Genomic DNA, 25,595 nt, shown 5'->3' on the forward strand with positions numbered 1-25,595 from the left:
CAAACCTCATACGAGGAGAACACCATGAGTCGCGCATTCGTCAACGAAGACAACGCCGCCGCGCAAGCCGATCAGCCGGTCGAACGGCAGGTCAGCGAGCAGCCCAATTACGTCACCGCGCAAGGGCTGGCGCAGTTGCAGGAAAAAGTCGCCGAACTGCAAACCTTGCATGCAGAACAATCGGCCAAAGGTGAGCAGGCTGACAAACAGCGTCTGGCGGATCTGGAAAGGGATTTGCGGTATTTCAATCAACGCCTGAGCAGCGCACAAGTCGCGGTTGCCGCGACCTCCACCGACAAAGTGCAGATCGGCAGTTGGGTGACCTACGCCGACGAACACGACACCGAACGGCGGGTGCAACTGGTCGGCGAAGATCAGGCCGATGCGAGCAAAGGCATGATCAATTGGGGCTCACCGCTGGGCCGCGCGCTGCTGGGTGCGCGGCTCAATGACGAGGTGCTTTGGCAGCGCCCCGCCGGCGATCAAGTGATTGAAGTGATCCGCATCGAACCGGCTTAAACCACGCCCTGCGCGAGCATTGCGTCGGCGACTTTGACGAAGCCGGCGATGTTCGCGCCTTTGACGTAGTTGATCCGTCCGTTCTCTTCGCCGTAGTGCACACAAGCGTGGTGGATCGACTGCATGATCGCGTGCAGCTTGCTGTCCACCTCACCTGCCGTCCACAGCAAGCGCATGGCGTTCTGTGACATTTCCAGGCCACTCACCGCCACACCGCCGGCGTTGGATGCCTTGCCCGGAGCGAAGAGAATGCCGGCCTCGATAAAGATATCCACAGCCTCCAGCGTGGTCGGCATGTTCGCGCCCTCAGCTACGCACACGCAGCCATTGCGCAGCAGTGTGCGCGCGGCTTCGGCGTCGAGTTCGTTCTGCGTAGCGCACGGCAGCGCGATGTCGCACGGCAACGACCACGGCAGCTGACCCGCGCGGAATTCCAGACCGAACGCTGCCGCCAGTTCACTGATGCGTCCGCGCTTGACGTTTTTCAGCTCCAGCAGCGCCAGCCACTGCTCTTCGCTCAGCCCAGCCTCGCAATACAGCGTGCCTTCTGAGTCGGACAGGGAAATCACTTTGCCGCCCAGATCCATGACTTTGCGCGCGGCGTACTGCGCAACGTTGCCGGAACCGGAAATCGCCACGCGTTTGCCTTCGACGGTCTGCTCGCGGCGTTTGAGCATTTCTTCGGCAAAGTAGACGCAGCCGAAACCGGTGGCTTCCGGACGAATCAGGCTGCCGCCGTAGGTCATGCCCTTGCCGGTCAGCACACTGGTGAACTGGTTGCTCAGGCGCTTGTACTGGCCAAACAGGAAACCGATCTCGCGCGCACCGACACCGATGTCACCGGCCGGCACGTCAACGTCGGCGCCGATGTGGCGGTACAACTCGCTCATGAACGCTTGGCAGAAACGCATGACTTCGCCGTCGCTCTTACCCTTCGGATCGAAGTCCGAGCCGCCCTTGCCGCCGCCCATGGGCAGCGAGGTCAGGGAGTTTTTGAAGGTCTGTTCGAAGGCGAGGAATTTCAGCACGCCCATGTTCACCGACGGATGGAAACGCAGGCCACCCTTGTACGGGCCGATCGCACTGTTCATCTGGATGCGGAAACCGCGATTGACCTGGACCTTGCCCTGATCGTCGACCCACGACACGCGAAAAATCACCGCGCGCTCCGGCTCGCAGATGCGCTCCAGAATCCCCGAGGTCAGGTAATGCGGATTGGCTTCGAGAAACGGCCACAAACTGCGCAGGACTTCTTCGACGGCCTGGTGGAATTCGGGTTGATCCGGGTCGCGTTTTTTCAGGCGAGCGAGGAAGGATTCGACGGATTCGATCATGGGAAAAGTCTCGGCAAATTTATTGTCGTTGGAGGAGATTGGGCCGGACTGTAACAAACGAAATACGCACAGGAACAGAGCAAAATGTCGCAGTTATGAAATTAAATGGTGCACAGGATATAAATAAGGCGGTTTTTTGAGCTTGTTTTGCACCTGAATGGGGAGTCTGGGTTCAAGAAATGCACCACCAGTTATACAGCTATCGCGAGCAGGCTCACTCCTACAGGGGAACGCATTTCAAATGTAGGAGTGAGCCTGCTCGCGATGGCCACACCTCGATCCCGCTGAAAAAAACCAGGCAAAAAAAACGGAGCCCGAAGGCTCCGTTCTTTTATGCAACCAACCCGATATCAGGCCAGTTTCTTGTGACGCACGCGGTGTGGCTGGGCAGCCGCTTCGCCGAGACGCTTTTTGCGATCGGCTTCGTACTCGGTGTAGTTACCTTCGAAGAAGATCGCTTGCGAGTCGTCTTCGTACGCCAGGATGTGCGTCGCCACACGGTCCAGGAACCAGCGATCGTGAGAGATCACAATGGCAGCGCCCGGGAAGTCCAGCAGGGCTTCTTCCAGCGAACGCAGGGTTTCCACGTCGAGGTCGTTGGACGGTTCGTCGAGCAGCAGGACGTTGCCGCCCTCCTTCAGGGTCAGCGCCAGGTGCAGACGACCGCGCTCACCACCGGAAAGATCCTTGACGAACTTCTGCTGATCGCCGCCCTTGAAGTTGAAACGACCGACGTAGGTACGCGACGGGATCTCGTAGTTGCCGATGCGGATCTGGTCGGAACCGTCGGAGATTTGCTGGAATACAGTCTTGCTGCCATCCAGGTCATCACGGCTCTGGTCAACGCAGGCCAGTTGCACGGTTTCACCGACTTCGATGCTGCCCGAATCCGGCGTTTCCTTGCCCATCAGCATGCGGAACAGGGTCGACTTACCGGCACCGTTACCGCCGATCACGCCGACAATGGCGCCTTTCGGCATCGAGAACGACAGGTTGTCGATCAGTACGCGATCGCCGTAGCCCTTGGTGACGTTCTTGAATTCGATGACCTTGTCGCCCAGGCGCGGACCGGCCGGGATGTAGATCTCGTTGGTTTCGCTGCGCTTCTGGAATTCCTGCGATTGCATTTCTTCGAAGCGTTGCAGACGCGCCTTGGATTTCGACTGGCGGGCTTTCGCGCCTTTGCGCACCCACTCCAGTTCTTCTTTCATGGCTTTTTCGTGAGCCGACTGCTGCTTGGATTCGGCGGCCAGACGATCGGACTTGGCTTCGAGCCAACCCGAGTAGTTGCCTTCGTACGGAATGCCCGCGCCGCGGTCGAGTTCGAGAATCCAGCCAGCGACGTTATCGAGGAAGTAACGGTCGTGCGTGATCGCTACCACAGTGCCCGGGAAGTCGTGGAGGAAGTGCTCCAGCCACGCCACCGAGTCGGCGTCCAAGTGGTTGGTCGGTTCGTCGAGCAGCAGCATGTCCGGCGCGGACAGCAGCAGACGGCACAGGGCCACACGACGCTTTTCACCACCGGACAGGTGTTCTACTTTGGCGTCCCAGGCCGGCAGACGCAGCGCATCGGCGGCGACTTCCAGTTGACGCTCAAGGTTGTGACCATCGCTGGCCTGCAGGATCGCTTCGAGTTTGGCTTGCTCGGCAGCCAGCTTGTCGAAGTCGGCATCCGGATCGGCGTAAGCGGCGTAGACCTCGTCCAGACGCGCTTGCGCATCCTTGATCACGCTGACCGCTTCCTCGACCACTTCACGCACGGTCTTGGTTGGATCAAGTTGTGGCTCTTGCGGCAGATAGCCGATGTTCAGGTCCGGCATCGGACGGGCTTCGCCCTCGAACTCGGTGTCGACGCCAGCCATGATTTTCAGCAGCGTGGACTTACCCGAACCGTTGAGGCCGAGTACACCGATCTTGGCGCCGGGGAAGAACGACAGCGAAATGTTTTTGAGAATTTCCCGCTTCGGCGGAACAACTTTGCCCAGCCGATGCATGGTGAAGACGTATTGAGCCATGGAGAACCTTGGGTCAGTGACAGATGAATGATTGCAGCGCAGGCGAAGCCCGGCCAGACCATGCGCGTCGTTCACTTGATGGTTATCAATGCGTGCGCGCTGAAAAAGTCTGAGTCTAGGAGCTGGAACGCTCCCGCGTAACCGGCAAAGCTACCTGATTGACCAGTGGCAGTCCAGCCGCGCGGGGCTGGCACTTCGCCACGACTCAAGGCATGCTAGCCGCCCTTTGGGCGTCCGGCTTATAGTGCACGTCGCGCCAGTCCAGCCAAATCGCAGGATCACAGCTTGTCCAATGTCACTCCGCCAGCTTCTGTGAGCAGCACCCCACCGGCGCCCGGCTCGTCCCTGCGCGGTACATTAAAGGGTGCGCTGGCGACGCTCGTGCTTTTATTGCTCGCGTTGCTGTTCTGGCAACTGCTCGATCAACTGCGCGAAACCCAGAAAAACCAGCGCCAGTACACCATCGATTACACCGCAGACCTCGCCTCGCAGGTCAGCCTGAACATGGCGCTGAACGCGCAAATCGCCCTCAATCTGCTACCGATCGTCGAACAACCGCAATCAGCCGACGAACAGCAGGTGCTATTGCGCAAGCTCCAGCAATCCTTGCCTGACCTGCGCAGCCTGGCCCTGCTCACCCCTTCCGGCAAAATCATCAGCGACAGTGACGACAACAGCCACGACGCCAGCTACCTCACTGAACTGGTGCGCCGCAGCCGTGCACAGGCGCATTACTTCAGCAACGCCGACGACGGTTCTGTAGTGCATCTGTTATTGCATCAGGCCAGCGGCAGCACGCGCGGTTATTGGGCATTGCGCCTGACTCCGACGTTCTTCGACTCGCTGACCAAACAGGGCGAAACCGGCATCCGCCCGTTGTGGCTGGTGGAAAACCGCCTCAACCATCAGATCATCAGCCGCGACGAAGCGCAGCCCTCGGCCAGGGCCGGCGTCTTGAGTCCGGACGACATGGCCAACACGGTGTTGACCGTGCCGCTGAGCAGCAGCGACTGGCAGTTGCGTGGCCTGTTCGACCGCCAGCGTGTGCTCGAGGAACTGCTGCCGGCGTTCATCGGCAAGTGCCTGCTGGGCCTGGCGTTCTCGATGTTGCCGGTGATTGCCCTGCTCAACATGCGCCGGCGCCAGCGCCAGTTGCATGAGGGTCGCCGCCGTTATCAGGACATCTTCGAGGGCACTGGCGTGGCCCTCTGTGTGCTGGACCTGTCCGGCCTGAAGCAGGTCTTCGACAAGGCGCAGATCCAGACCAGCGACCAGCTCAAGGCCTGGCTCGACCAGCCGGCGCAACGCCAGCAACTGTTGCAGGAATTGCGCGTCACCGAGGTCAACCAGGTTGCGCTGCAATTGCTCAATGTCAATTCCTGCGAGCACGCCTGGCAACTGTTGATCGACGGCCATCCACACCGCCAGTGCGCCATCGGCAATCAAGTGCTCGACGCCGTCCTGCAGCAGCAAAAGCAGCTGGAACTGGAAATCAAATTGCCGGACATCAACGGCCGCGACCAGCACCTGTGGATGGTGTTGCGTCTGCCGACCGAGCAACACGACTATAAAGCGGTGATTCTCAGCATCAACGACATCACTAGCCGCAAGCTGATCGAACTGTCGCTGCTCGAACGCGAAGGCTTCTGGTCGGACGTGGTGCGCACGGTGCCGGATCACCTGTATGTGCAGGACGTGATCAGCCAGCGGATGATTTTCAGCAACCACCACCTCGGTCAGACCCTCGGCTACAACCGCACCGAACTGCACCAGATGGGTGAGTATTTCTGGGAAATTCTCCTGCACCCGGAAGATGCCGACTACTACCATCGCTCGCGGCAGATGCAGCGCCACGCCGGTTACAGTCAGTTGCTCCAGTGCCAGTTGCGTTTCCGCCATCGCGACGGCAAATGGCGGCGTTTCGATATTCGCGAACAAGCGCTGGCCCGGGACAAACACGATCAGGTCACGCGGATCATCGGCGTGGCCAAGGACATCACCGAACAGATCGAAGCCAGCGAATCCCTGCGCGACAGCGAGCAGCGCTACCGCATGCTTGCCGAAAGCATCAGCGACGTGATTTTCTCCACCGACAGCAAGCTCTCGCTGAACTACGTCAGCCCGTCGGTGCAGGCCGTGCTGGGTTATGACGCTGAGTGGATTTTCCAGAACGGCTGGCAATCGACCATCGCCAACCCGCAACAACTGAGCGGCATCTACACGCTGATGGATCGCGTCAGCAAGGCGCTGGACAAACCCGAGCAACTGGCGGTGTTGCGCAACCAGGTACAGACGCAATTGTTCCTGTTCGACTGCCTGCGCGCCGATGGCCGCAAGATCCCGATCGAGCTGCGTCTGGTGCTGGTGTGGGACGAACATGGTGCGTTTGAAGGCGTACTCGGTGTCGGTCGCGACATCAGTCAGCAGCGCCGCGCAGAGAAAGACCTGCGCATGGCCGCCACGGTTTTCGAACACTCGACCTCGGCGATCCTGATCACCGACCCGGCCGGTTACATCGTGCAAGCCAACGAAGCCTTCAGTCGCGTCAGCGGTTACGCCGTGAGCGAAGTGCTCGACCAATTGCCGAACATGCTCACCGTTGATGAGCAGCAGGACGCACACCTGCGCTACGTACTCAAACAACTGCATCAGCACAGCACCTGGGAAGGCGAAGTCTGGCTCAAGCGCCGTAACGGCGAGCATTACCCGGCGTGGGTCGGCATCACCGCCGTGCTCGACGACGAAGGCGATCTGGCCAGTTACGTGTGCTTCTTCAGCGACATCAGCGAGCGCAAGGCCAGCGAGCAGCGGATTCACCGCCTCGCCTACTACGACGCCCTGACCCACTTGCCGAACCGCACGCTGTTCCAGGATCGTCTGCACACCGCGCTGCAATCGGCCGAGCGGCAGAAGTCGTGGGTGGTGCTGATGTTCCTCGACCTCGACCGTTTCAAACCGATCAACGACTCCCTCGGTCACGCCGCCGGCGACCGCATGTTGAAAGACATGGCCACGCGCCTGTTGGCCTGCGTCGACGATGACGACACCGTGGCGCGCATGGGCGGCGACGAATTCACGCTGCTGCTGCAACATCGCTCCAGCCGCGAAATGGCGCTGAACCGGGCGATTCATGTCGCCGAGCAGATCCTCGGCAGCCTGGTGCGGCCATTCGTGCTCGAAGGTCGCGAGTTCTTTGTCACGGCCAGTATCGGCATTGCCCTGAGTCCTCAGGACGGCAACGAACTCAGCCAGTTGATGAAGAACGCCGACACCGCGATGTACCACGCCAAGGAGCGCGGCAAGAATAACTTCCAGTTCTATCAGGCCGACATGAACGCCAGTGCGCTGGAGCGTCTGGAACTGGAAAGCGATTTGCGCCACGCCCTGGAACAGAACGAATTCGTCCTGTATTACCAACCGCAATTCAGCGGTGACGGCAAACGCCTGACTGGCGCCGAAGCGCTGTTGCGCTGGCGCCATCCACGCCGTGGCCTGGTGCCGCCGGGGGATTTCATTCCGGTGTTGGAAGAGCTGGGTCTGGTGGTGGACGTCGGCGACTGGGTGATCAGCGAGGCGTGCCGTCAGTTGAAGACCTGGCACCAGAATCGTGTGCGTGTGCCGAAGGTGTCGGTGAACATCTCGGCGCGGCAATTCTCCGATGGCCAACTCGGCACGCGGATCGCCACAATCCTGCGTGAAACCGGCCTGCCACCGGCGTGTCTGGAACTGGAGCTGACCGAAAGTATTCTGATGCGCGAAGTCAGCGAAGCGATGCAGATTCTCGCCGGGCTGAAAAACCTTGGCCTGAGCATTGCGGTCGACGACTTCGGCACCGGTTACTCATCGCTGAACTACCTCAAACAATTCCCGATCGACGTGTTGAAGATTGACCGCACCTTTGTCGATGGTTTGCCGTCCGGTGAGCAGGATGCGCAGATCGCCCGGGCGATCATCGCCATGGCGCATAGCCTGAATCTGGCGGTGATCGCCGAGGGCGTGGAAACCCATGAACAGCTGGACTTCTTGCGTGAGCATGGTTGCGATGAGGTTCAGGGGTATCTGTTCGGCCGACCGATGCCGGCGGGACGGTTTGAGGCGCAGTTCAGTAATGACGCGCTCTTTATGTTCGACTGAAGTCCTGCGGCGCGACCGAAAAGATCGCAGCCTTCGGCAGCTCCTACAAGGATTGATGTCGGTCACAGTATTCGGGATCAGCTCGGATTACTGTAGGAACTGCCGCAGGCTGCGATCTTTTCAGGCCGGCACAATCACCATCTATCCGCGCATGAACGCCACTTGTCTGCGACATGATGTCGTTTCATATGCCATCCAAAACCCATTGGGTTAGAATGCCCCCCTTTTCTGCCCCCGATCCTTGAGGACCGCCATGTTCAGCCGTGATTTGACTATTGCCAAGTACGACGCCGACCTTTTTGCCGCCATGGAGCAAGAAGCTCAGCGCCAGGAAGAACACATTGAGCTGATCGCTTCGGAAAACTACACCAGCCCAGCGGTGATGGAAGCTCAAGGCTCGGTCCTGACCAACAAGTACGCTGAAGGCTACCCAGGCAAGCGTTACTACGGTGGTTGCGAGTACGTTGACGTTGTTGAGCAACTGGCCATCGACCGCGCCAAGGAACTGTTCGGCGCCGATTACGCCAACGTTCAGCCGCACGCCGGTTCGCAAGCCAACGCCGCTGTTTACCTGGCCCTGCTGCAAGGTGGCGACACCATTCTGGGCATGAGCCTGGCACACGGTGGTCACCTGACCCACGGCGCCAGCGTTTCCTCCTCCGGCAAGCTGTACAACGCCGTACAGTACGGCATCGACGCCAACGGCCTGATCGACTACGACGAAGTCGAGCGTCTGGCGGTTGAGCACAAGCCGAAAATGATCGTGGCCGGTTTCTCTGCCTACTCGCAGATTCTCGACTTCCCGCGTTTCCGCGCCATCGCTGACAAAGTCGGCGCTTACCTGTTCGTCGACATGGCTCACGTGGCCGGTCTGGTCGCCGCTGGCGTCTACCCGAACCCGGTGCCTTTCGCTGACGTCGTGACCACCACCACCCACAAGACCCTGCGCGGTCCACGTGGTGGCCTGATCCTGGCTCGCGCCAACGCCGAGATCGAGAAGAAGCTGAACTCCGCGGTATTCCCGGGCGCCCAGGGTGGCCCGCTGGAGCACGTGATCGCCGCTAAAGCGATCTGCTTCAAGGAAGCGCTGCAGCCTGAGTTCAAGGCCTACCAGGAACAAGTGGTGCTGAACGCCCAGGCCATGGCCGAAGTGTTCATCGAGCGCGGTTTCGACGTAGTTTCGGGCGGTACCAAGAACCACCTGTTCCTGCTGTCGCTGATCAAGCAGGACATCTCCGGTAAAGACGCCGACGCCGCTCTGGGCAAAGCGTTCATCACCGTGAACAAAAACTCCGTGCCAAACGATCCACGATCGCCGTTCGTTACTTCCGGCCTGCGCTTCGGTACTCCGGCTGTGACCACTCGCGGTTTCAAGCAAACCGAGTGCAAAGAGCTGGCCGGCTGGATCTGCGACATCCTGGCTGACCTGAACAACGAAGCGGTGATCGACGCCGTTCGTGAGAAAGTCAAAGCCATCTGCAAGAAACTGCCGGTATACGGCGCTTAATTGCGACGTTAAACCCGCAGCATGAAAAACCGGCCAAGCGATTGGCCGGTTTTTTTTCGCCCCTGATTTCCCGTGTAGGAGCTGCCGAAGGCTGCGATCCTTTGATCTGGATCTTAAAAACAAGATTAAAAGATCGCAGCCTTCGGCAGCTCCTACGCGGCTATGGCCACTGGTCAGACCGGTCATGCCAATTTTGATATTTTCACTTGTCATCGCGAAAAAACCGAGCGTAGACTGCACCCGCACTGGACATACCGGTAAGACCACAATAATTAAGTCCTGAATCTGATGCGCCACGCGCACGGCAGCCAGGACACCGACCAGGATTCCTCCCATGCTCAGATGGTGCTCGCGCTCAATCTTCCTCCAAGTGGTTCTCGGACTGATGCTCGGCATCGTCTGCGGGCTGACCCTTCCTGAATACTCGGCCCAGCTCAAACCGCTCGGCGACGGCTTCATCAAACTGATCAAGATGCTCATCGGCCTGATCGTGTTCTGCGTGGTAGTCAGCGGCATCAGCGGTGCCGGCGATCTGAAGAAGGTCGGGCGCATCGGCCTCAAGTCAGTGATCTACTTTGAAGTGCTGACCACCATCGCTTTGGTGATCGGCCTGGTCTTCGCCTTCAGCACCGGCATCGGCAGCGGCGCGAATATCCATCTCGAGCAACTGTCTGCGGCCGACATGGGCGATCTCGCCGAACGCAGCCAGCACATGCACACCACCACGCAGTTCCTGATGGACCTGATCCCAACCTCGGTGATCGGCGCCTTCGCCGACAACAACATCCTGCAAGTTCTGCTGTTTTCGGTGCTGTTCGGCAGCGCGTTGAATCTGGTCGGTGAAGCGGCCTCCGGGATCTCCCGACTGATCAACGAACTCAGCCATGTGATCTTCCGGATCATGGGCATGATCGTGCGTCTGGCACCGATCGGCGTGTTCGGCGCCATCGCCTTTACTACCAGCAAATATGGCCTTGATTCCCTGCAACACCTGGGCAGTCTGGTCGGTTTGTTCTACCTGACCTGCATCGCATTCGTCAGCGTGATTCTCGGTCTGGTGATGCGTGCTTCCGGCCTGCGCATGTGGCCGCTGTTGAAGTATCTGCGTGAAGAACTGCTGATCGTCATGGGCACGGCATCGTCCGACGCCGTGCTGCCACAGATCATGCGCAAACTCGAACACCTCGGCATTGGCAGCTCGACCGTGGGTCTGGTGATTCCGACCGGCTACTCGTTCAACCTCGACGGTTTCTCGATCTACCTGACTTTGGCCATTGTGTTCATTGCCAACGCTACCGGCACGCCGCTGGCCATGACCGATTTGCTGACGATTCTGCTGGTATCGCTGATCACCTCGAAAGGAGCCCACGGGATTCCCGGTTCGGCACTGGTGATTCTCGCAGCGACGCTGACCGCGATCCCGGCTATTCCGGTGGTCGGCCTGGTGTTGGTGCTGGCCGTGGACTGGTTCATGGGCATCGGCCGCGCGTTGACCAACCTGATCGGCAATTGTGTCGCCACGGTGGCGATCGCCCGTTGGGAAAAAGACATTGATGTACAGCGAGCCAACAAAGTACTGAGCGGCCAGCAGGGCTACACCTTTCAGCCGCGTAAAACAGCGACTCCGGCGCACCAGCAGGAGTTCTGATTTAACCCCTGTAGGAGCTGCCGCAGGCTGCGATCTTTTGATCTTGAGTTTGCGGCTATCTCCCCCCAGGCAAATGGAGCAAGACCCTTGATAACCACATCAACCGTCGTCAACTCAGTCGTAGAAAAACTCCGCGCCGCATTGGCCCGTGGCCAGTGGCGCTCCGGCGACATGCTGCCGGGTCAGCGCGAACTGGCCGAACAACTGGGCATCAGCCGCCCGAGCCTGCGCGAAGCGGTGATCGTTCTGGAAACCCTTGGCCTCGTACGCTCGATGCCAGGCAAAGGCGTAGTCGTACTCGACGCGCAACTCAGCGACAGCCAAAGCCATGACAGTGCAGTCGCCGGTGCCAGCCTCGAAGACGTGCTGCAACTGCGCTACACCCTTGAGCCGTTCATTGTCGGTCTGGTCGCACAATCGATCAGCAGCAAGGAAGTCGGCCAGTTGCGCCTGACCCTGATGGACATGCGCGAAGCCCTCGAGGCCGGCGACAGCGAGGCCGGGGTCAGCGCCTACATCGCCTTTCACGAAGAGCTGTTCACCCTGACCTCGAATCCGATCTTCCAGAGTGTGGTGCAGCAAACCAGCAACGCCCTCAAGCAAAGCGCCGAGGTGCTGCGTAATTCTCCGGAACATCTGGCCGAGCGACTGGAAGAAAACGAAGCGGTGGTCCGCGCGATCCGCAGCAAGAATAGCGCCCAGGCCAGCGCCGAAATGCGTCGGCACATTTTGCGCGAAGGCCAGCGGATGGGGATTGAGCTGAATATTCCCGAAGACAACTTGAGTCGCTGACCCCAACTGGAGACAGGCCATGAACAGTTTCGCTGCAGCGTCGCACACTCGCCAGACCACGTCGCCCCTGCCCTTCTCGTGCCTGCGCACACCGGCGGAGGATCTGTATCCGCGACTGTTCGATGCGATTCTGGAACAGCGCATCGATTCGGCCAGCCGTTTTACCGAGGACAGTTTGAAAGAGATGTTCGGCGCCAGTCGCGCCGACGTGCGCCGGGTGCTGACCCAACTGTCCCATGAGCACGTCATTGTCTTGCGCGCCAATCACCGGCCGCGGGTGGCGGCACCTGATCGGGAACAAACGCGGCAGGCCCTGCATGCGCGGCGACTGACCGAGAGCACGCTGGTGCGTCTGGCCTGTCAGCGTCCGCAGGCAGACGATTTGAAGCACCTTCGCACGCTGATCGAGCGCGAACGTCAAGCGGTCGAGCAGGATCGGCGGGGTGCGGCGATTCGCTTGTCCGGGGAGTTTCATCTTCAATTGGCGCAAATGGCGGGGAATGCACCGTTAGCGCATTTTCTTGGCAGTCTTGTGCCGCTTACATCATTGGCGATTGCGCGAAGTGTGGGCCAGACGCATAGCTGTTGCGCTTGGAAGGAGCATTTGGCGTTGGTGGAAGCAGTGGACCATCGGGATGTTTCCAAAGCAGCCATGCTGATGAATCAACATCTGGACAATCTTGAGCAGACGCTGCTGGGTTCAGACCTTGAGCATTGTGCTGTCGGTTAGATAGCTATCGCGAGCAGGCTCACTCCTACATTTGAAATGCGTTCCCCTGTAGGAGTGAGCCTGCTCGCGATGGCGTGATTACGGGCACCGAAAGCCCATCAGGCAGAAGCCACTCTGGCAAACCCCGCCCGAATCTTCTCTTCCGGCAAATCATCGGCAATAAACACAATCACACTTTCCCGCGCCTCACCCTCGGCCCATTCGGTATCCCAGTCAAAACCATAAAGCTTCAACACCCCCTGAAACACTAGGCGCCGATCCTCACCCGCGATGTTCAGCACGCCTTTGTAACGCAGCAATTGCTTGCCGTGTTCTTCCAGCAATTCATTCATGAACTCGCTGAGCTGATCGATATCCAGCGGCTGATCGGTGCGCAATACCAGACTGGAAATGCGATCAATCGACGGCGCCTTGCTCACCGGACGCAGGCTCAATCCGCCGCCGAGATCGGCGTTGAGGTTGAAGCCGCGCACATCAAGAAGTTCTGCCAGATCAATGGTGCCGTGTTCGACCACACGAATCGGCGCCCGGCGGTTGATCCGTGTCAGGCGCTCGCTCAGTGCATTGAACGTGGCTTCATCGACCAGATCGGTTTTGCTCACCAGCAAGCGGTCGGCAAAACCGATCTGCGCCTGGGCGATCGTCTGGCTCAGGTGTACGTCGGCGTGGGCGGCATCGACCAGGGTGATGATGCCGTCGAGCAGATAGCGCTCGCGCAGTTCTTCATCGATGAAAAAGGTTTGCGCCACCGGCGCCGGATCGGCCAGACCGGTGCACTCGATGACCAGACGATCGAACGCGATCTCACCGCTGTCCAGCCGTTCAAGCAGCAGGTACAGCGCTTTGGTCAGGTCAGTGTGAATGGTGCAGCACACACAGCCGTTGGCCAGGGTCATGACTTGCACCGGCTCATCACCCAGCAACTGAGTGTCGATACCGGCGTCGCTGAATTCGTTTTCGATCACGGCGATTTTCAGGCCGTGCTCGGCTTTGAGGATATGGCGCAGCAAGGTGGTCTTACCGGCGCCGAGGAAACCGCTGAGTACCGTGACCGGGATGGGAGAGGACAAAACTCGATCTCCTTCAAATGAATGAACAATACAAAAACAAATGTGGGAGCGAGCTTGCTCGCGAAAGCGGTGTGCCAGTCAAATTATTCATCAACTGACACTCCGTATTCGCGAGCAGGCTCGCTCCCACAGGGATTACCTCAACCTTGCGCTGTCAGCTCAACAGCACTTCGGCCCACCCTTGCCACCGTAACGGGCTTCCTGACGTTCGCGAAAGAACATCTCGTAGCTCATCACCGGCTTGTCCGGGTGCTTGGTTTGCATATGCTCGACGTAGGTGTCGTAGTCGGGCATGCCGACCATCAGGCGCGCGGCCTGACCGAGGTATTTACCGAGGCGACTCAGGTCATTGAACATGCTGCAATCCTCTGGTTACGCATCCGGCAGGGCCTGGAATGGCGATTCTTTATCCGTACGCTCTTTTTTGCCCCAAGCGGCGATGCCGACCTTGAGCGCATAGAACAGGATGCTGAAGACCACGAACAGGAACAGCGCGGTGAGCGTTGCGTTGGTGTAAGCGTTGAAGATCACGTGCTGCATCTGCTCGACGCTTTTTGCCGGTGCCAGCACCTGACCGTTGGCCAGCGCATCGCTGTATTTCTTGGCCAGCGACAGGAAGCCGATCGCCGGGTTGGCGTCGAACAGCTTGATGAAGCCCGCGGTCGTGGTGCAGATCAGCAGCCAGGTAGCCGGCAGCAGAGTGACCCAGATGTAGCGCTGGCGCTTCATTTTGATCAGGACCACGGTGCCGAGCATCAGCGCAATACCGGCCAGCATCTGGTTGGAGATACCGAACAGCGGCCACAAGGTGTTGATGCCGCCCAGTGGATCGATCACGCCTTGGTAGAGCAACCAGCCCCACATCGCCACACAACCGGCGGTGGCGATCAGGTTGGCGGTCCACGATTCGGTGCGCTTCAGCGCCGGAACGAAGGAACCGAGCAGGTCCTGCAGCATGAAGCGCCCGGCACGGGTGCCGGCGTCCACAGCCGTCAGGATGAACAGCGCTTCAAACAGGATCGCGAAGTGGTACCAGAACGCCATGGTGTTTTCACCCGGCAGGACACTGTGCAGGATCTGCGCGATACCGACCGCCAGGGTCGGCGCACCACCGGCACGGGCCAGGATGGTGGTTTCACCAATGTCATGCGCCACGGCTTGCAGCGCTTCCGGCGTGATCGCGAAGCCCCAGCTGGAAACCACTTGCGCAACCGAAGCGACGTCACTGCCGACCACAGCAGCCGGGCTGTTCATGGCGAAGTACACGCCAGGCTCGATCACCGACGCGGCAACCATGGCCATGATCGCCACGAACGACTCCATCAACATACCGCCGTAGCCGATGTAGCGAGCGTTGGTTTCGTTATCCAGCAGCTTCGGCGTGGTGCCCGAAGAGATCAATGCGTGGAAGCCCGATACCGCACCGCAAGCGATGGTGATGAACAGGAACGGGAACAGACCGCCCTTCCACACCGGGCCAGTGCCATCGACGAACTGGGTCAGCGCCGGCATTTTCAGCTCGGGCATGGTCACCAGAATACCGATCGCCAGGGCGACGATGGTGCCGATTTTCAGGAACGTCGACAGGTAGTCGCGCGGTGCCAGAATCAGCCAAACCGGCAGCGATGCAGCGACGAAACCGTAACCGACCAGCATCCAGGTAATCTGCACGCCGGTGAAGGTGAACGCCTTGGCCCACACCGGATCAGCAGCAATCTGCCCACCGAGCCAGATCGACCCGAGCAGCAGCAACACGCCGACCACGGAGATTTCGCCGATGCGGCCCGGGCGGATGTAGCGCATGTAAATGCCCATGAACATCGCGATCGGGATGGTCGCCATTACGGTGAAGATGCCCCACGGACTCTCGGCCAACGCTTTAACCACGATCAGCGCCAGCACCGCGAGGATGATGATCATGATCAGGAAGCAGCCGAACAAGGCGATGGTGCCGGGCACGCGGCCCATTTCTTCACGCACCATGTCGCCCAGGGAACGGCCGTTGCGCCGGGTCGACATGAACAGCACCATGAAGTCCTGCACCGCGCCCGCCAGCACCACGCCGGCAATCAGCCAGAGCGTGCCGGGCAAGTAGCCCATCTGCGCGGCCAGCACCGGGCCGACCAGAGGTCCGGCGCCCGCGATCGCGGCGAAGTGGTGACCGAAAAGAATGTGTTTGTTGGTCGGCACATAGTCCAGACCATCATTGTTGAGCACGGCGGGGGTGGCCCGACGCGGGTCCAGTTGCATCACGTTGTTGGCGATGAACAGACTGTAGTAACGGTACGCAACCAGATAAATGGCCACAGCGGCGACCACGATCCACAAGGCGTTGATCGCCTCGCCGCGGCGCAACGCCACTACGCCCAGGGCGCACGCTCCTACGATTGCCAGCACTAGCCAGGGTAAGTGGCGTAGCAGGCTATTATTATTTTTCATTTTATTATTCCAGCCAGGGTGGACAAGAAAGACAGCCACCCCGAGTTTAGCGCTTACGGCGACAAAGGCCATACCCCGACATTGGTCTAGACGCCTTAACGATTGGCTGCGACCGACTGGTCGGGTCTATAGTCAGCAAACCTTCGTGAGGATTGCGCCATGAGCCAGCACCCAGCTGAGCGTCGCCGCTTCAAACGTATCGCGTTCGATGCCAAGACTGAATTGAGTCAGGGCGATTACATCTGGCCGGTCAAATTGATTGATCTGTCGCTCAAGGGGCTGTTGATCGATAAACCCGAGCCGTGGCTAGGTGATCGGGAGCGGCATTTTCTGGTCGATATTCATCTCAACGATGAGGTCGGCATCAAGATGGATGTGCAACTGACCCACGACGACCATGGCCAGCTCGGCTTCGTCTGCAAGCACATCAGCCTGGAGTCCATCGAACGCCTGCGGCGCTTGATTGAGTTCAACCTGGGTGACCCGCAGGAGCTGGAACGCGAACTGGGTGCCTTGATCGAAATCTAGCCATCACTGCAAATCCCCTGTGGGAGCTGGCTTGCCAGCGATAGCGATTTCAGACTCGACGAATATGTCGACGGACAGAACGCAATCGCTGGCAAGCCAGCTCCCACAGGTTATGCAGTGGGTTCAAGTTATTCGAAGAGCGCGTCAAGGGCCTGTTCGAGGCGGGTCACGGCGATGATCTGCAAGCCTGGTGGGGATTCCTTCGGCGCATTGCCCTTCGGCACGATCGCCCGTTTGAAGCCATGCTTCGCCGCTTCCTTCAACCGCTCTTGACCGCTCGGCACTGGGCGCACTTCGCCGGACAGGCCGACCTCACCAAACACCAACAGGTCATGCGGCAATGGCCGGTTGCGCAGACTCGACATCACCGCCGCCATCAACGCCAGATCAGACGCCGTTTCCAGCACCTTCACGCCACCCACCACGTTAAGGAACACGTCCTGATCATGGGTCGGAATCCCGCCATGGCGATGCAAAACTGCGAGCAACATCGCCAAACGGTTCTGATCCAGCCCCAGCGTCACCCGACGCGGATTGGCCAGATGGCTGTCATCGACCAGCGCCTGCACTTCCACCAGCATCGGCCGTGTGCCTTCCCACGTGGCCATGACCACACTGCCGGGGACTTCTTCCTGCGCACGGGTGAGAAAAATCGCCGAAGGGTTGGAGACTTCTTTCAACCCCTTGTCGGTCATGCCGAACACACCGAGTTCGTTGACCGCACCGAAACGGTTTTTCACCGCACGCAGCAAACGCAAACGGCCATCGGACTCGCCTTCGAAATACAGCACGGTATCAACCATGTGTTCGAGAACTCGGGGACCCGCGAGCGCGCCTTCCTTGGTGACGTGGCCGACGAGGAAAATCGCCGTGCCGCTCTGTTTTGCATAACGCACCAGCAGCGCCGCGCTCTCACGTACCTGGGAAACACCGCCGGGGGCAGATTGCAGCTGTTCGGTGAAGATCGTCTGGATCGAGTCGATCACCATCACCTTGGGCTTTTCCTGTCGGGCGGTGGCGATGATGGTTTCGATGCAGGTTTCGGTCATTACCCGCAGTTGATCCTGCGGTAAGCCGAGGCGCCGGGCACGCATGGCCACTTGCTGTTGGGATTCTTCGCCGGTGACGTAGAGAGCCGGCATGCTTTTGGCTAGGTTGCACAGGGTCTGCAACAGGATGGTCGATTTACCGATACCCGGATCACCGCCGATCAGCACCACCGAGCCGTCGACCAGACCGCCACCGAGGACCCGGTCCAGCTCACCGGAGGCGGTGGAAAAGCGCGGAATTTCTTCGATGCTGACTTCGGCCAAGGTCTTGATCTGCGCCTGCTGCCCGGCCCAGCCGGTGCGGCCGGTCGGTGCTGTGGCGCCGCCGCTTTCGATCATGGTCTCGGTCAGGGTGTTCCAGGCGCCGCACTCGCCGCACTGGCCCGCCCACTTGGGAAAGGTTGCGCCGCACTCGGTGCAGCCGTACATGCGCTTGGCCTTGGCCATCAGAACCCCCGACAAAAACCGCGATGATAACGCACGTGCCGACGATCAGCGCGGCGCCGCACTACGGATTTCGCCACTGGCCAGACGCGTGGCGCTATTACCGAACGGATCTTCGGCATTCAGGTCCGCGCCCTTGGCTTTCAGCGCATCAAGCAATTCCAGGCGCTTGAACAATCCGGCGTACATGGCTGCCGTCTGCCCGGCACCGTTACGCTGATCGGGGCTGCAATCGGTGGCCATCAGGCGCCGGGCGATCTGTACTTCACCTTTGAAAATCGCCCCCATCAGCGCGGTGTTGCCACGTTGATCCTGGGCACAGGCATCGGCGCCGGCTGCAAGTAAACGCTCCACGGCCGGAGCCTGACCGTGATAGGCCGCCAGAATCAGCGCGGTGTAACCCTTGCTGTCGCGGGTGTCGAGGGAATACCCGGACTCGATGAACGTGTCGAGCATCGGCACATCACCGCGTCGGGCCGCATCGAAGTAATAGTCGCGCAGTTGGGCCTGGATTGCCTCGGGACTCTGCTCGACCGGTGCCGCCCATGCCGCGAACGACAGGCAACCGGCCAAGAGTAAAAGACAGCTTCGCATCAGCATTCTCCTTTAAACGAAACGGGGCCTGACTCAGGCCCCGCGTGCGCTACATCGGTATCAGTCGACCAGTTTCGCTGCCAGCGCCTTGACCCGGCTCAGGTCGCCTTTGGCCACTTCAGTGACGCCAGTGCCGTATTCCGGATCGGCCTTATAAAGGAAGGACAGGATGATGTGCTTGCTCTCATCATCGGTGGTTGCCAGCGAGCCGCCGAAGCTGTCGATCAGGTCCCGGCGTTCTTGCTTGCTGAACGAGCGATACAGATCGCCGGCCTGCTTGAAGTTCTGCTCACGCTGAATTTTCGCCTGCTGGGTGCTGCCCGATAGCGCCGATTGGCTGTAACGCGCGCCTGGCGTCTCGTCACGGGGCTGCAGTCGGCTTGGCTGATAGTTCACACCACTGTTGCTGGCGCCGAAGTTCATCGCGCCATCCTGGTTGCCATTGTTCACGGCAACTTTCGGCGCATTGATCGGCAATTGCAGGGCATTGGCACCCAGGCGATACATTTGCGTATCGGCATAAGAGAACACTCGGCCTTGTAACAAACGGTCTTCGGAAGGTTCGATACCTGGAACTACATTGGCTGGCGCCATGGCCACTTGTTCGGTTTCCTGGAAGACATTCGCCGGATTACGGTTCAACACCATTTGTCCAACTTTTCGCTCAGGAATACCTGGCCAGATCTTGGTGGCGTCTAATGGATCAAAATCAAACTTGGACAAGTCTTGTGGTTTCAGCACTTGAATGTACAAGTCCCATTTTGGGAAGTTACCTTTATTAATGTTGCTCACCAGGTCATTGGTCATATGACTGTAGTCTTGACCCTGGACGTTCGCGACTTGTTTTGGCGTGAGGTTATTAAGTCCCTGCAAGCTCTTCCAGTGAAACTTGACGTAGTGGACTTCACCCTTGGCGTTAATCAACTTGTAAGCATGAACACCATTACCGTCCATTTCTCGATAACTGGCCGGCGTTCCCGAGTTCGAATACAACTCGGTCAGGGTACGGGTGGCTTCCGGTACATGAGAGAAGAAGTCGAATCGGCGAGAATCGTCATCTAGGTTAGTCCGCGGATCCGGTTTGAACGCGTGCACCATGTCGGGAAACTTGATCGCGTCGCGGATGAAAAAGGTCGGAAAGTTATTGCCGACCAGATCCCAGTTGCCGTCAGCCGTGTAAAACTTGGTGGCGAAACCTCGTGGATCACGCAGGGTTTCCGGCGAGTGATTGCCGTGCACCACCGCGGAGAAGCGCACGAATACCGGCGTGCTCTGGCCAGTGGCGAACACCTTGGCCTTGCTCAGGTCACTGAGATCGTTGGTCACGGTGAAGGTGCCATGGGCGCCGGTACCACGGGCGTGAACCACACGCTCGGGAATGCGTTCACGGTCAAAGCGCTGCAGTTTCTGAATCAACTGCACATCCTGCAGCAGCACCGGGCCATTGGCACCGGCGGTCTGCGAGTTCTGATTGTCGCCGACCGCTGCACCGTTATCGCGGGTCAGGGGCGCGGCGTTTACGGAGAAGGTCAAAAGGCTGGCGGTGAGTACGCCGAGGGTGCGACGACGGGGAAAAGCCCCCAGTCCAAGTGTGGAGTTCATATCAGGATCCTCTGGTTTTTTTGGGCGCATCCAGGTGCGCCAACCCAAGGCTAGAGGCCTGCGGCGTCGAACATAAATAGAAAGAACATAACGCCACGATTGAGAAAATTGGCTTTTCGATCAGCGAGTTACAGTATATTTCGCGCGCGATTGCTGGCACTTTGCAAACTAATCGTCGATTGATGTGTCGATAAAAACGGGCATTGTAAGAAGGTGTTTCGCGCAGGACGCGTTTTGCTGATTTACACTGCGTACACCAAACTCATCTGTAACAAGGAAATAACTATGGGCGTGCTAAGCGAGTTCAAGGCCTTCGCGGTCAAAGGCAATGTGGTCGACATGGCCGTCGGTATCATCATCGGTGCTGCCTTCGGCAAGATTGTTTCGTCGTTTGTCGGTGACGTCATCATGCCGCCAATCGGCCTGTTGATCGGTGGGGTCGACTTCAGTGATCTGGCCGTCACGCTCAAGGCCGCCGAAGGCAATGCGCCTGCAGTGGTGCTGGCCTACGGCAAATTCCTGCAGACCGTTCTGGACTTCGTGATCGTCGCGTTCGCCATTTTCATGGGTGTCAAAGCGATCAACCGCCTCAAGCGCGAAGAGGCCGTGGCCCCTACCCTGCCACCGGTTCCGACCAAGGAAGAAGAGTTGCTGGGCGAGATCCGCGACTTGCTCAAGGCCCAGAACACCCGGCCCTGAATGCAGTGCACGATAGAAACAACGGCGCCTTCGAGGCGCCGTTTGTTTACCAGTAATTCTCCACAGCCACCTGACCGGGCCGGCGGGTCAGGCTGAGGCTCATGTGGCGTTTTTTCAGCAGCGCGCGCGTGTCATCGATCATCTGTGGATTGCCGCACAGCATGACACGCGAGTGCTCCGCCGACAGCTCCACACCCGCGGCGCGCTCCAGTTCACCATTTTCAATCAGGGTAGTGATGCGCCCGTGCAATGCGTCAGGATGCGCTTCACGCGTCACCGTCGTGATGAACTGCAATTTGTGCGCATGTTCGCTGAGGTATTCACGCTGCGTGAGTCCGGCAATCAACGCCTGATAGGCCAACTCCCGCGCCTCGCGCACGCTGTACACCAGAATGATTCGCTCGAATTTTTCCCAGACTTCGAAGTCCTGCAAAATCGACAGAAACGGCGCCACCCCGGTGCCTGTGGATAACAGCCATAGATCGCGCCCATCGACGAAACGGTCCAGTGTCAGGTAGCCGAAAGCCTGGCGATCTACCAGCAAGGTGTCGCCGACCTGCAGCCGACTCAGCTCACTGGTGAACTCCCCGCCCGGCACGACGATGGAGAAGAACTCGAGAAACTCGTCAAAAGGCGACGACACCATCGAATAGGCACGCCACACGATGCTGCCATCGGCTTTGGTCACACCGAGCCTGGCGAACTGCCCGGCGCGGAAACGGAACCCTGCATCCCGGCTGGTACGCAAGGTAAACAGGCTTGGGGTCAAGGGTTGAACATCAAGCAACGTCTGCGTGGTGTATTTCTCGGCACTGGCGGTCATGGGGCACTCCATTGAACGATTGCTGCCAGTGTCGCGCATATTGGTCGCCTTAAACACCGACGATGAGTAATGGCATTCAGCTACTCCTCACCTAAATGAATAGCAACTGAACTCATCAAATAAAATTAAATGTAAAACTGAAATTTAGGATGACGACCTGAATACTAAACCCGTCATTCGCTAAGAACCTTTTATAAAAACATTCCCACCATCAATATCGAAAAAATTTAATGCCCCTTGTATGAAACGTCCTACACTCCGTTGCGTGCCGGATCTTTTGGATCCATTTGCACCCCCCCGGTAATACCAATGGAGATTCTGTAATGGAAACGTGGAAGGAGTCGCAGTTAAAGCAACTGACTTTCGCCAGGGATATAGACGCTGCTTATACGATTCTGTTGAGATTCGCCGAAAACCTGGGCTTTAACTTTTGTGCCATTTCGGTTACTTCACCCAATCGGGAACTACGTCTTGATCCCTTGCAAATCAACAACTACCCCAAAGAATGGAACGCACAATATGATCAGAAACATTACAGTAAAATCGACCCACTGATAGCACACTGTAATCACTCAATGATGCCCATCGTCTGGAGCGAATCGGTATTCGCAGAAAAGCCTCAGCTTTGGCAGGGTTTGCAGCAATATGGACTGCAATATGGCTGGTCACAGTCGTTCCACCATGAGCAAAGCGGTTTGTGCAGCATTATCAGCCTGGCGCGCAAGCATTGCCCCATCAGTCCTCTGGAGTTGTATGAACATTTTGGTTATATGTTCTTCGCCACCAGTCACCTGAGTGAACCGTTCGCCCGGACGCTGCCGCCCCAATCTCTCAAGCCCCGCCAACCGCACCTGTCGCCCCGCGAACTGGAGGTTCTGCAATTATCAGCCGGCGGCAAGACCGCTTATGAGATTTCGAAAATCCTCAGCCTGAGCGAACGCACCGTGAACTACCACGTGCAGAACGTCATCGAGAAACTCAACGTCTGCAACAAGATTTCCGCTGTCATCGCGGCCGCCAGAGCCGGCATCATCTAATCAAGCAGTCTTGCGTCCCCTATAAAACGTGCAGGTAATAACCAAGAAAAAAACGTACCATTCGCGACCCTCCTGAGTGATGACGTGAACGTTCGGCGTTGCAGTACACTCGGTCGGTGCCGCAGCACAATGTCAGGGCTGTGGAACACCCCGTTGATTACCCTGAGTTCCCGCCCCATGCCTTTGCTTGATACGCCCTTTGCCCAACTCGACCTGATCCGCCAGCCCGAACAGCAGAACGAACCGCTGCAAGCCTTCGATGCCGCTGACGAGTACCTGCTTAACCATTTGGCGGCGCAGCAACCGGCGGCGGACACGCACGTGTTGGTGCTCAACGACAGCTTCGGTGCGTTGGCTGCCAGTTTGTCAGGCAAGGTCAGGGTCAGTAGCAGCGGTGACTCATTCCTCGGTTTCCAGGGGCTGGAAAAAAACCTGCTGCGCAATGGTCAGGCATTCGACACTGTTCGCGGCATTCCCGCGAGCGAGCCATTGGTCGGACCGTTTGATCGGGTGCTGATCCGCGTGCCGAAAACCCTTGCACTGCTGGAAGAACAACTGATCCGCTTGCAGGGGCAACTCGCGCCCGGCGCTGAAGTCGTCGCAGCGGCCATGGTCAAACACCTGCCACGCGCCGCCGGTGATCTGCTTGAACGCTACATTGGTCCGGTGCAAGCCTCACTGGCGGTGAAAAAGGCTCGCTTGTTGATCGCCACGCCTGAAGCAAAACCCCCGGCCGTCTCGCCCTACCCGTCACGCTATCGCCTCGACGAGCCACCGATCGAGTTGCTCAACCACGCCAACGTGTTCTGTCGCGAAGGCCTGGACATCGGCACGCGTGCGTTCCTGCCGCACCTACCGAAAAACCTGGGCAGCGCCCGAGTCGCCGATCTGGGCTGTGGCAACGGTGTACTGGCAATCGCGAGTGCCCTGCAAAACCCTGATGCGCATTACACGCTGGTCGACGAGTCGTTCATGGCGGTGCAATCGGCTACGGAAAACTGGCGTGCAGCGCTGGGCGATCGCGAAGTGATCGTGCGAGCCGGCGACGGTCTGGCCGGACAGGAAGCGCAGTCGCTGGATGTGGTGCTGTGCAATCCGCCGTTTCATCAGCAGCAGGTGGTGGGCGATTTCCTCGCCTGGCGCATGTTCCAGCAGGCGCGTGAAGCGTTGGTGGTGGGTGGCGCGCTGTACATCGTCGGCAACCGTCATCTGGGTTACCACAGCAAACTGGCGCGGCTGTTCCGCGGCGTCGAGCAAGTGGCCGCCACACCGAAATTCGTCATTCTTAAAGCGCGCAAGTAAACCTCAAGGCAAAAAAAACCCTCCGTGAGGAGGGTTGCAAAGCCGTACCCGAAGGCGCCGTGACGGGGATGATTCAGTGCGTGGTCAGGCCTGCCGCGTTCATGAACAGGCGCATCAGGCTGGCGGCGATAAACAGCACGCCGACGCTACCGACCCAGATCAAGGCCAACCAGCCGAGCCGCTGCCACAGCGGTTTTTTTTCGGCTTCTTCAATGTCGTGCAGGGAATGTTTGCCGGTCATTGTTTCGATCCTCATCAGTCAGATCGATGGCGCCGTTGCCGACGCCATCGCGAGCAGGCTCGCTGCCAAAGGGTTTCGCTTAGTGATAACCGTCCTCATGGGTGACCTTGCCGCGGAACACGTAGTAGCTCCAGAAGGTGTAACCCAGGATGAACGGAATGATGAACAGCGTACCCACCAGCATGAAGCCCTGACTTTGCGGCGGTGCGGCGGCGTCCCAGATCGAGATCGACGGCGGCACGATATTCGGCCACAGGCTGATGCCCAGACCGCTGTAGCCGAGGAAGATCAGTACCAGGGTCAGCAGGAACGGCATGTAGTTGGCATTGCGCGCCACGGCGCGGATCAGGCCGTACATTGTCACCAACACCAGAATCGGCACCGGCATGAACCAGAACAGGTTCGGCATGCTGAACCAGCGGGTGGCAATATCCGGATGAGCCAGCGGCGTCCAGATACTGACAATACCGATCACGGCCAGCAGTACGAAAGCCAATGGCCGTGCCAAGTCATGCATCTGTTCCTGGAGCTTGCCTTCGGTTTTCATGATCAGCCAGGTACAGCCGAGCAAGGCATAGGCCACCACCAGCGCGGCGCCGCAGAACATTGTGAACGGCGTCAGCCAGTCCAGTGAACCGCCGGCGAACTGCCGATTGACCACCGGCAAGCCGTCGATGAACGCGCCCAGCGCCACGCCCTGGAAGAACGTCGCCGCCACCGAGCCGCCGATAAACGCCTTGTCCCACAAATGGCGCTTGTCGTCCTTGGCCTTGAAGCGGAATTCGAACGCCACGCCGCGGAAGATCAACCCGATCAGCATGAATATCAGCGGCAGGTACAGCGCCGACAACACTACCGAATAGGCCAGCGGGAACGCGCCGAACAACGCCGCGCCGCCCAGTACCAGCCAGGTTTCGTTGCCGTCCCAGACCGGGGCGACGGTGTTCATCATCACGTCACGGTCGACTTTGCCCGGGATGAACGGGAAAAGAATCCCGATACCCAGATCGAAGCCGTCCATGACCACGTACATCATGATGCCGAAGATGATGATCACGGCCCAGATCAGCGGAAGATCAATACCCATG

The 25,595-nt window shown here is 58.9% G+C and carries 21 protein-coding genes; 10 read left to right on the top strand and 11 right to left on the bottom strand.

Annotated elements, in window-relative coordinates; genetic code table 11:
- The first annotated feature begins 24 nt into the window (after positions 1 to 24).
- Positions 25 to 519 carry a GreA/GreB family elongation factor gene (locus tag J0G10_RS26675; protein WP_220557020.1) on the top strand — a complete coding sequence of 165 codons (495 nt, stop codon included), beginning with the start codon at positions 25 to 27 and terminating at the stop codon, positions 517 to 519.
- On the opposite strand, the gene gdhA is transcribed toward J0G10_RS26675, so the two are convergent.
- The gene (gene gdhA, locus J0G10_RS26680) at positions 516 to 1,853 is read right to left on the bottom strand and encodes an NADP-specific glutamate dehydrogenase (RefSeq protein WP_095048713.1); all 1,338 of its coding nucleotides are present in this window, start codon (positions 1,851 to 1,853) and stop codon (positions 516 to 518) included. The genes J0G10_RS26675 and gdhA overlap by 4 nt on opposite strands.
- Before the next feature lie 350 nt (positions 1,854 to 2,203).
- Positions 2,204 to 3,868, bottom strand: a complete 1,665-nt coding sequence (gene ettA / locus J0G10_RS26685; RefSeq protein WP_007909789.1) for an energy-dependent translational throttle protein EttA — start codon at positions 3,866 to 3,868, stop codon at positions 2,204 to 2,206.
- A gap of 285 nt (positions 3,869 to 4,153) precedes the next feature.
- Between ettA and morA the strand changes: the two genes are divergently transcribed.
- From morA to J0G10_RS26710, 5 genes are all read left to right on the top strand, one after another.
- Complete coding sequence (gene morA / locus J0G10_RS26690) at positions 4,154 to 8,002, top strand: cyclic di-GMP receptor MorA (RefSeq protein ID WP_095048714.1); 3,849 nt, start codon at positions 4,154 to 4,156, stop codon at positions 8,000 to 8,002.
- Positions 8,003 to 8,255: 253 nt separating this feature from the next.
- A complete protein-coding gene (gene glyA, locus J0G10_RS26695; RefSeq protein WP_095125462.1) occupies positions 8,256 to 9,509 on the top strand; it encodes a serine hydroxymethyltransferase in 1,254 nt (417 codons plus the stop codon).
- A 334-nt stretch (positions 9,510 to 9,843) separates the two neighbouring features.
- Positions 9,844 to 11,157 (top strand): C4-dicarboxylate transporter DctA, encoded by a 1,314-nt coding sequence (locus tag J0G10_RS26700; protein WP_007909782.1) that lies wholly within the window; start codon positions 9,844 to 9,846, stop codon positions 11,155 to 11,157.
- An 87-nt stretch (positions 11,158 to 11,244) separates the two neighbouring features.
- Positions 11,245 to 11,949: a FadR/GntR family transcriptional regulator gene (locus J0G10_RS26705; RefSeq protein ID WP_034153832.1), complete on the top strand. Its 705-nt coding sequence runs from the start codon at positions 11,245 to 11,247 to the stop codon at positions 11,947 to 11,949.
- A 19-nt stretch (positions 11,950 to 11,968) separates the two neighbouring features.
- Positions 11,969 to 12,679, top strand: a complete 711-nt coding sequence (locus J0G10_RS26710) for a GntR family transcriptional regulator (protein ID WP_095048716.1) — start codon at positions 11,969 to 11,971, stop codon at positions 12,677 to 12,679.
- A gap of 98 nt (positions 12,680 to 12,777) precedes the next feature.
- On the opposite strand, the gene yjiA is transcribed toward J0G10_RS26710, so the two are convergent.
- The 3 genes from yjiA to J0G10_RS26725 form a co-directional block, all read right to left on the bottom strand.
- Positions 12,778 to 13,749: a GTPase gene (gene yjiA / locus J0G10_RS26715; RefSeq protein ID WP_095048717.1), complete on the bottom strand. Its 972-nt coding sequence runs from the start codon at positions 13,747 to 13,749 to the stop codon at positions 12,778 to 12,780.
- A gap of 159 nt (positions 13,750 to 13,908) precedes the next feature.
- A complete protein-coding gene (locus J0G10_RS26720) occupies positions 13,909 to 14,106 on the bottom strand; it encodes a YbdD/YjiX family protein (RefSeq protein ID WP_003228401.1) in 198 nt (65 codons plus the stop codon).
- Positions 14,107 to 14,121: 15 nt separating this feature from the next.
- On the bottom strand, positions 14,122 to 16,188 hold the full coding sequence (locus J0G10_RS26725; RefSeq protein ID WP_038361749.1) for a carbon starvation CstA family protein: 2,067 nt from the start codon (positions 16,186 to 16,188) through the stop codon (positions 14,122 to 14,124).
- A 159-nt stretch (positions 16,189 to 16,347) separates the two neighbouring features.
- Here J0G10_RS26725 and J0G10_RS26730 point away from each other — a divergent pair, with 159 nt between their 5' ends.
- Positions 16,348 to 16,716 (top strand): PilZ domain-containing protein, encoded by a 369-nt coding sequence (locus J0G10_RS26730; protein WP_220557021.1) that lies wholly within the window; start codon positions 16,348 to 16,350, stop codon positions 16,714 to 16,716.
- A 128-nt stretch (positions 16,717 to 16,844) separates the two neighbouring features.
- Here the strand turns inward: J0G10_RS26730 and radA are convergent, their stop codons facing one another.
- The 3 genes from radA to katB are packed head-to-tail and all read right to left on the bottom strand — an operon-like array spanning position 16,845 to position 20,405.
- Positions 16,845 to 18,212 (bottom strand): DNA repair protein RadA, encoded by a 1,368-nt coding sequence (gene radA, locus J0G10_RS26735; RefSeq protein WP_007909773.1) that lies wholly within the window; start codon positions 18,210 to 18,212, stop codon positions 16,845 to 16,847.
- Between the two features lie 45 nt (positions 18,213 to 18,257).
- Positions 18,258 to 18,803 carry an ankyrin repeat domain-containing protein gene (locus tag J0G10_RS26740; protein WP_095048719.1) on the bottom strand — a complete coding sequence of 182 codons (546 nt, stop codon included), beginning with the start codon at positions 18,801 to 18,803 and terminating at the stop codon, positions 18,258 to 18,260.
- Between the two features lie 60 nt (positions 18,804 to 18,863).
- Positions 18,864 to 20,405 carry a catalase KatB gene (katB, locus tag J0G10_RS26745; RefSeq protein ID WP_220557022.1) on the bottom strand — a complete coding sequence of 514 codons (1,542 nt, stop codon included), beginning with the start codon at positions 20,403 to 20,405 and terminating at the stop codon, positions 18,864 to 18,866.
- Between the two features lie 285 nt (positions 20,406 to 20,690).
- Here katB and mscL point away from each other — a divergent pair, with 285 nt between their 5' ends.
- Positions 20,691 to 21,104, top strand: coding sequence for a large-conductance mechanosensitive channel protein MscL (gene mscL, locus J0G10_RS26750; protein ID WP_095048721.1), 414 nt, complete (start codon positions 20,691 to 20,693; stop codon positions 21,102 to 21,104).
- A gap of 46 nt (positions 21,105 to 21,150) precedes the next feature.
- Here mscL and J0G10_RS26755 read toward each other — a convergent pair whose 3' ends face one another.
- The gene (locus tag J0G10_RS26755) at positions 21,151 to 21,927 is read right to left on the bottom strand and encodes a ferredoxin--NADP reductase (RefSeq protein ID WP_095125464.1); all 777 of its coding nucleotides are present in this window, start codon (positions 21,925 to 21,927) and stop codon (positions 21,151 to 21,153) included.
- A 323-nt stretch (positions 21,928 to 22,250) separates the two neighbouring features.
- Between J0G10_RS26755 and J0G10_RS26760 the strand changes: the two genes are divergently transcribed.
- Positions 22,251 to 22,964, top strand: coding sequence for an autoinducer binding domain-containing protein (locus J0G10_RS26760; RefSeq protein ID WP_220557023.1), 714 nt, complete (start codon positions 22,251 to 22,253; stop codon positions 22,962 to 22,964).
- A gap of 177 nt (positions 22,965 to 23,141) precedes the next feature.
- On the top strand, positions 23,142 to 24,266 hold the full coding sequence (locus J0G10_RS26765) for a methyltransferase (RefSeq protein WP_095125465.1): 1,125 nt from the start codon (positions 23,142 to 23,144) through the stop codon (positions 24,264 to 24,266).
- Positions 24,267 to 24,339: 73 nt separating this feature from the next.
- Here the strand turns inward: J0G10_RS26765 and J0G10_RS26770 are convergent, their stop codons facing one another.
- Positions 24,340 to 24,507 (bottom strand): DUF2474 domain-containing protein, encoded by a 168-nt coding sequence (locus J0G10_RS26770; protein ID WP_095048725.1) that lies wholly within the window; start codon positions 24,505 to 24,507, stop codon positions 24,340 to 24,342.
- Between the two features lie 79 nt (positions 24,508 to 24,586).
- Positions 24,587 to 25,594 (bottom strand): cytochrome d ubiquinol oxidase subunit II, encoded by a 1,008-nt coding sequence (gene cydB, locus J0G10_RS26775; protein ID WP_007909749.1) that lies wholly within the window; start codon positions 25,592 to 25,594, stop codon positions 24,587 to 24,589.
- Between the last annotated feature and the right edge of the window lies 1 nt (position 25,595).

This window comes from Pseudomonas germanica (genome assembly GCF_019614655.1).
GTDB classification, from domain to species: Bacteria; Pseudomonadota; Gammaproteobacteria; order Pseudomonadales; family Pseudomonadaceae; genus Aquipseudomonas; species Aquipseudomonas neuropathica.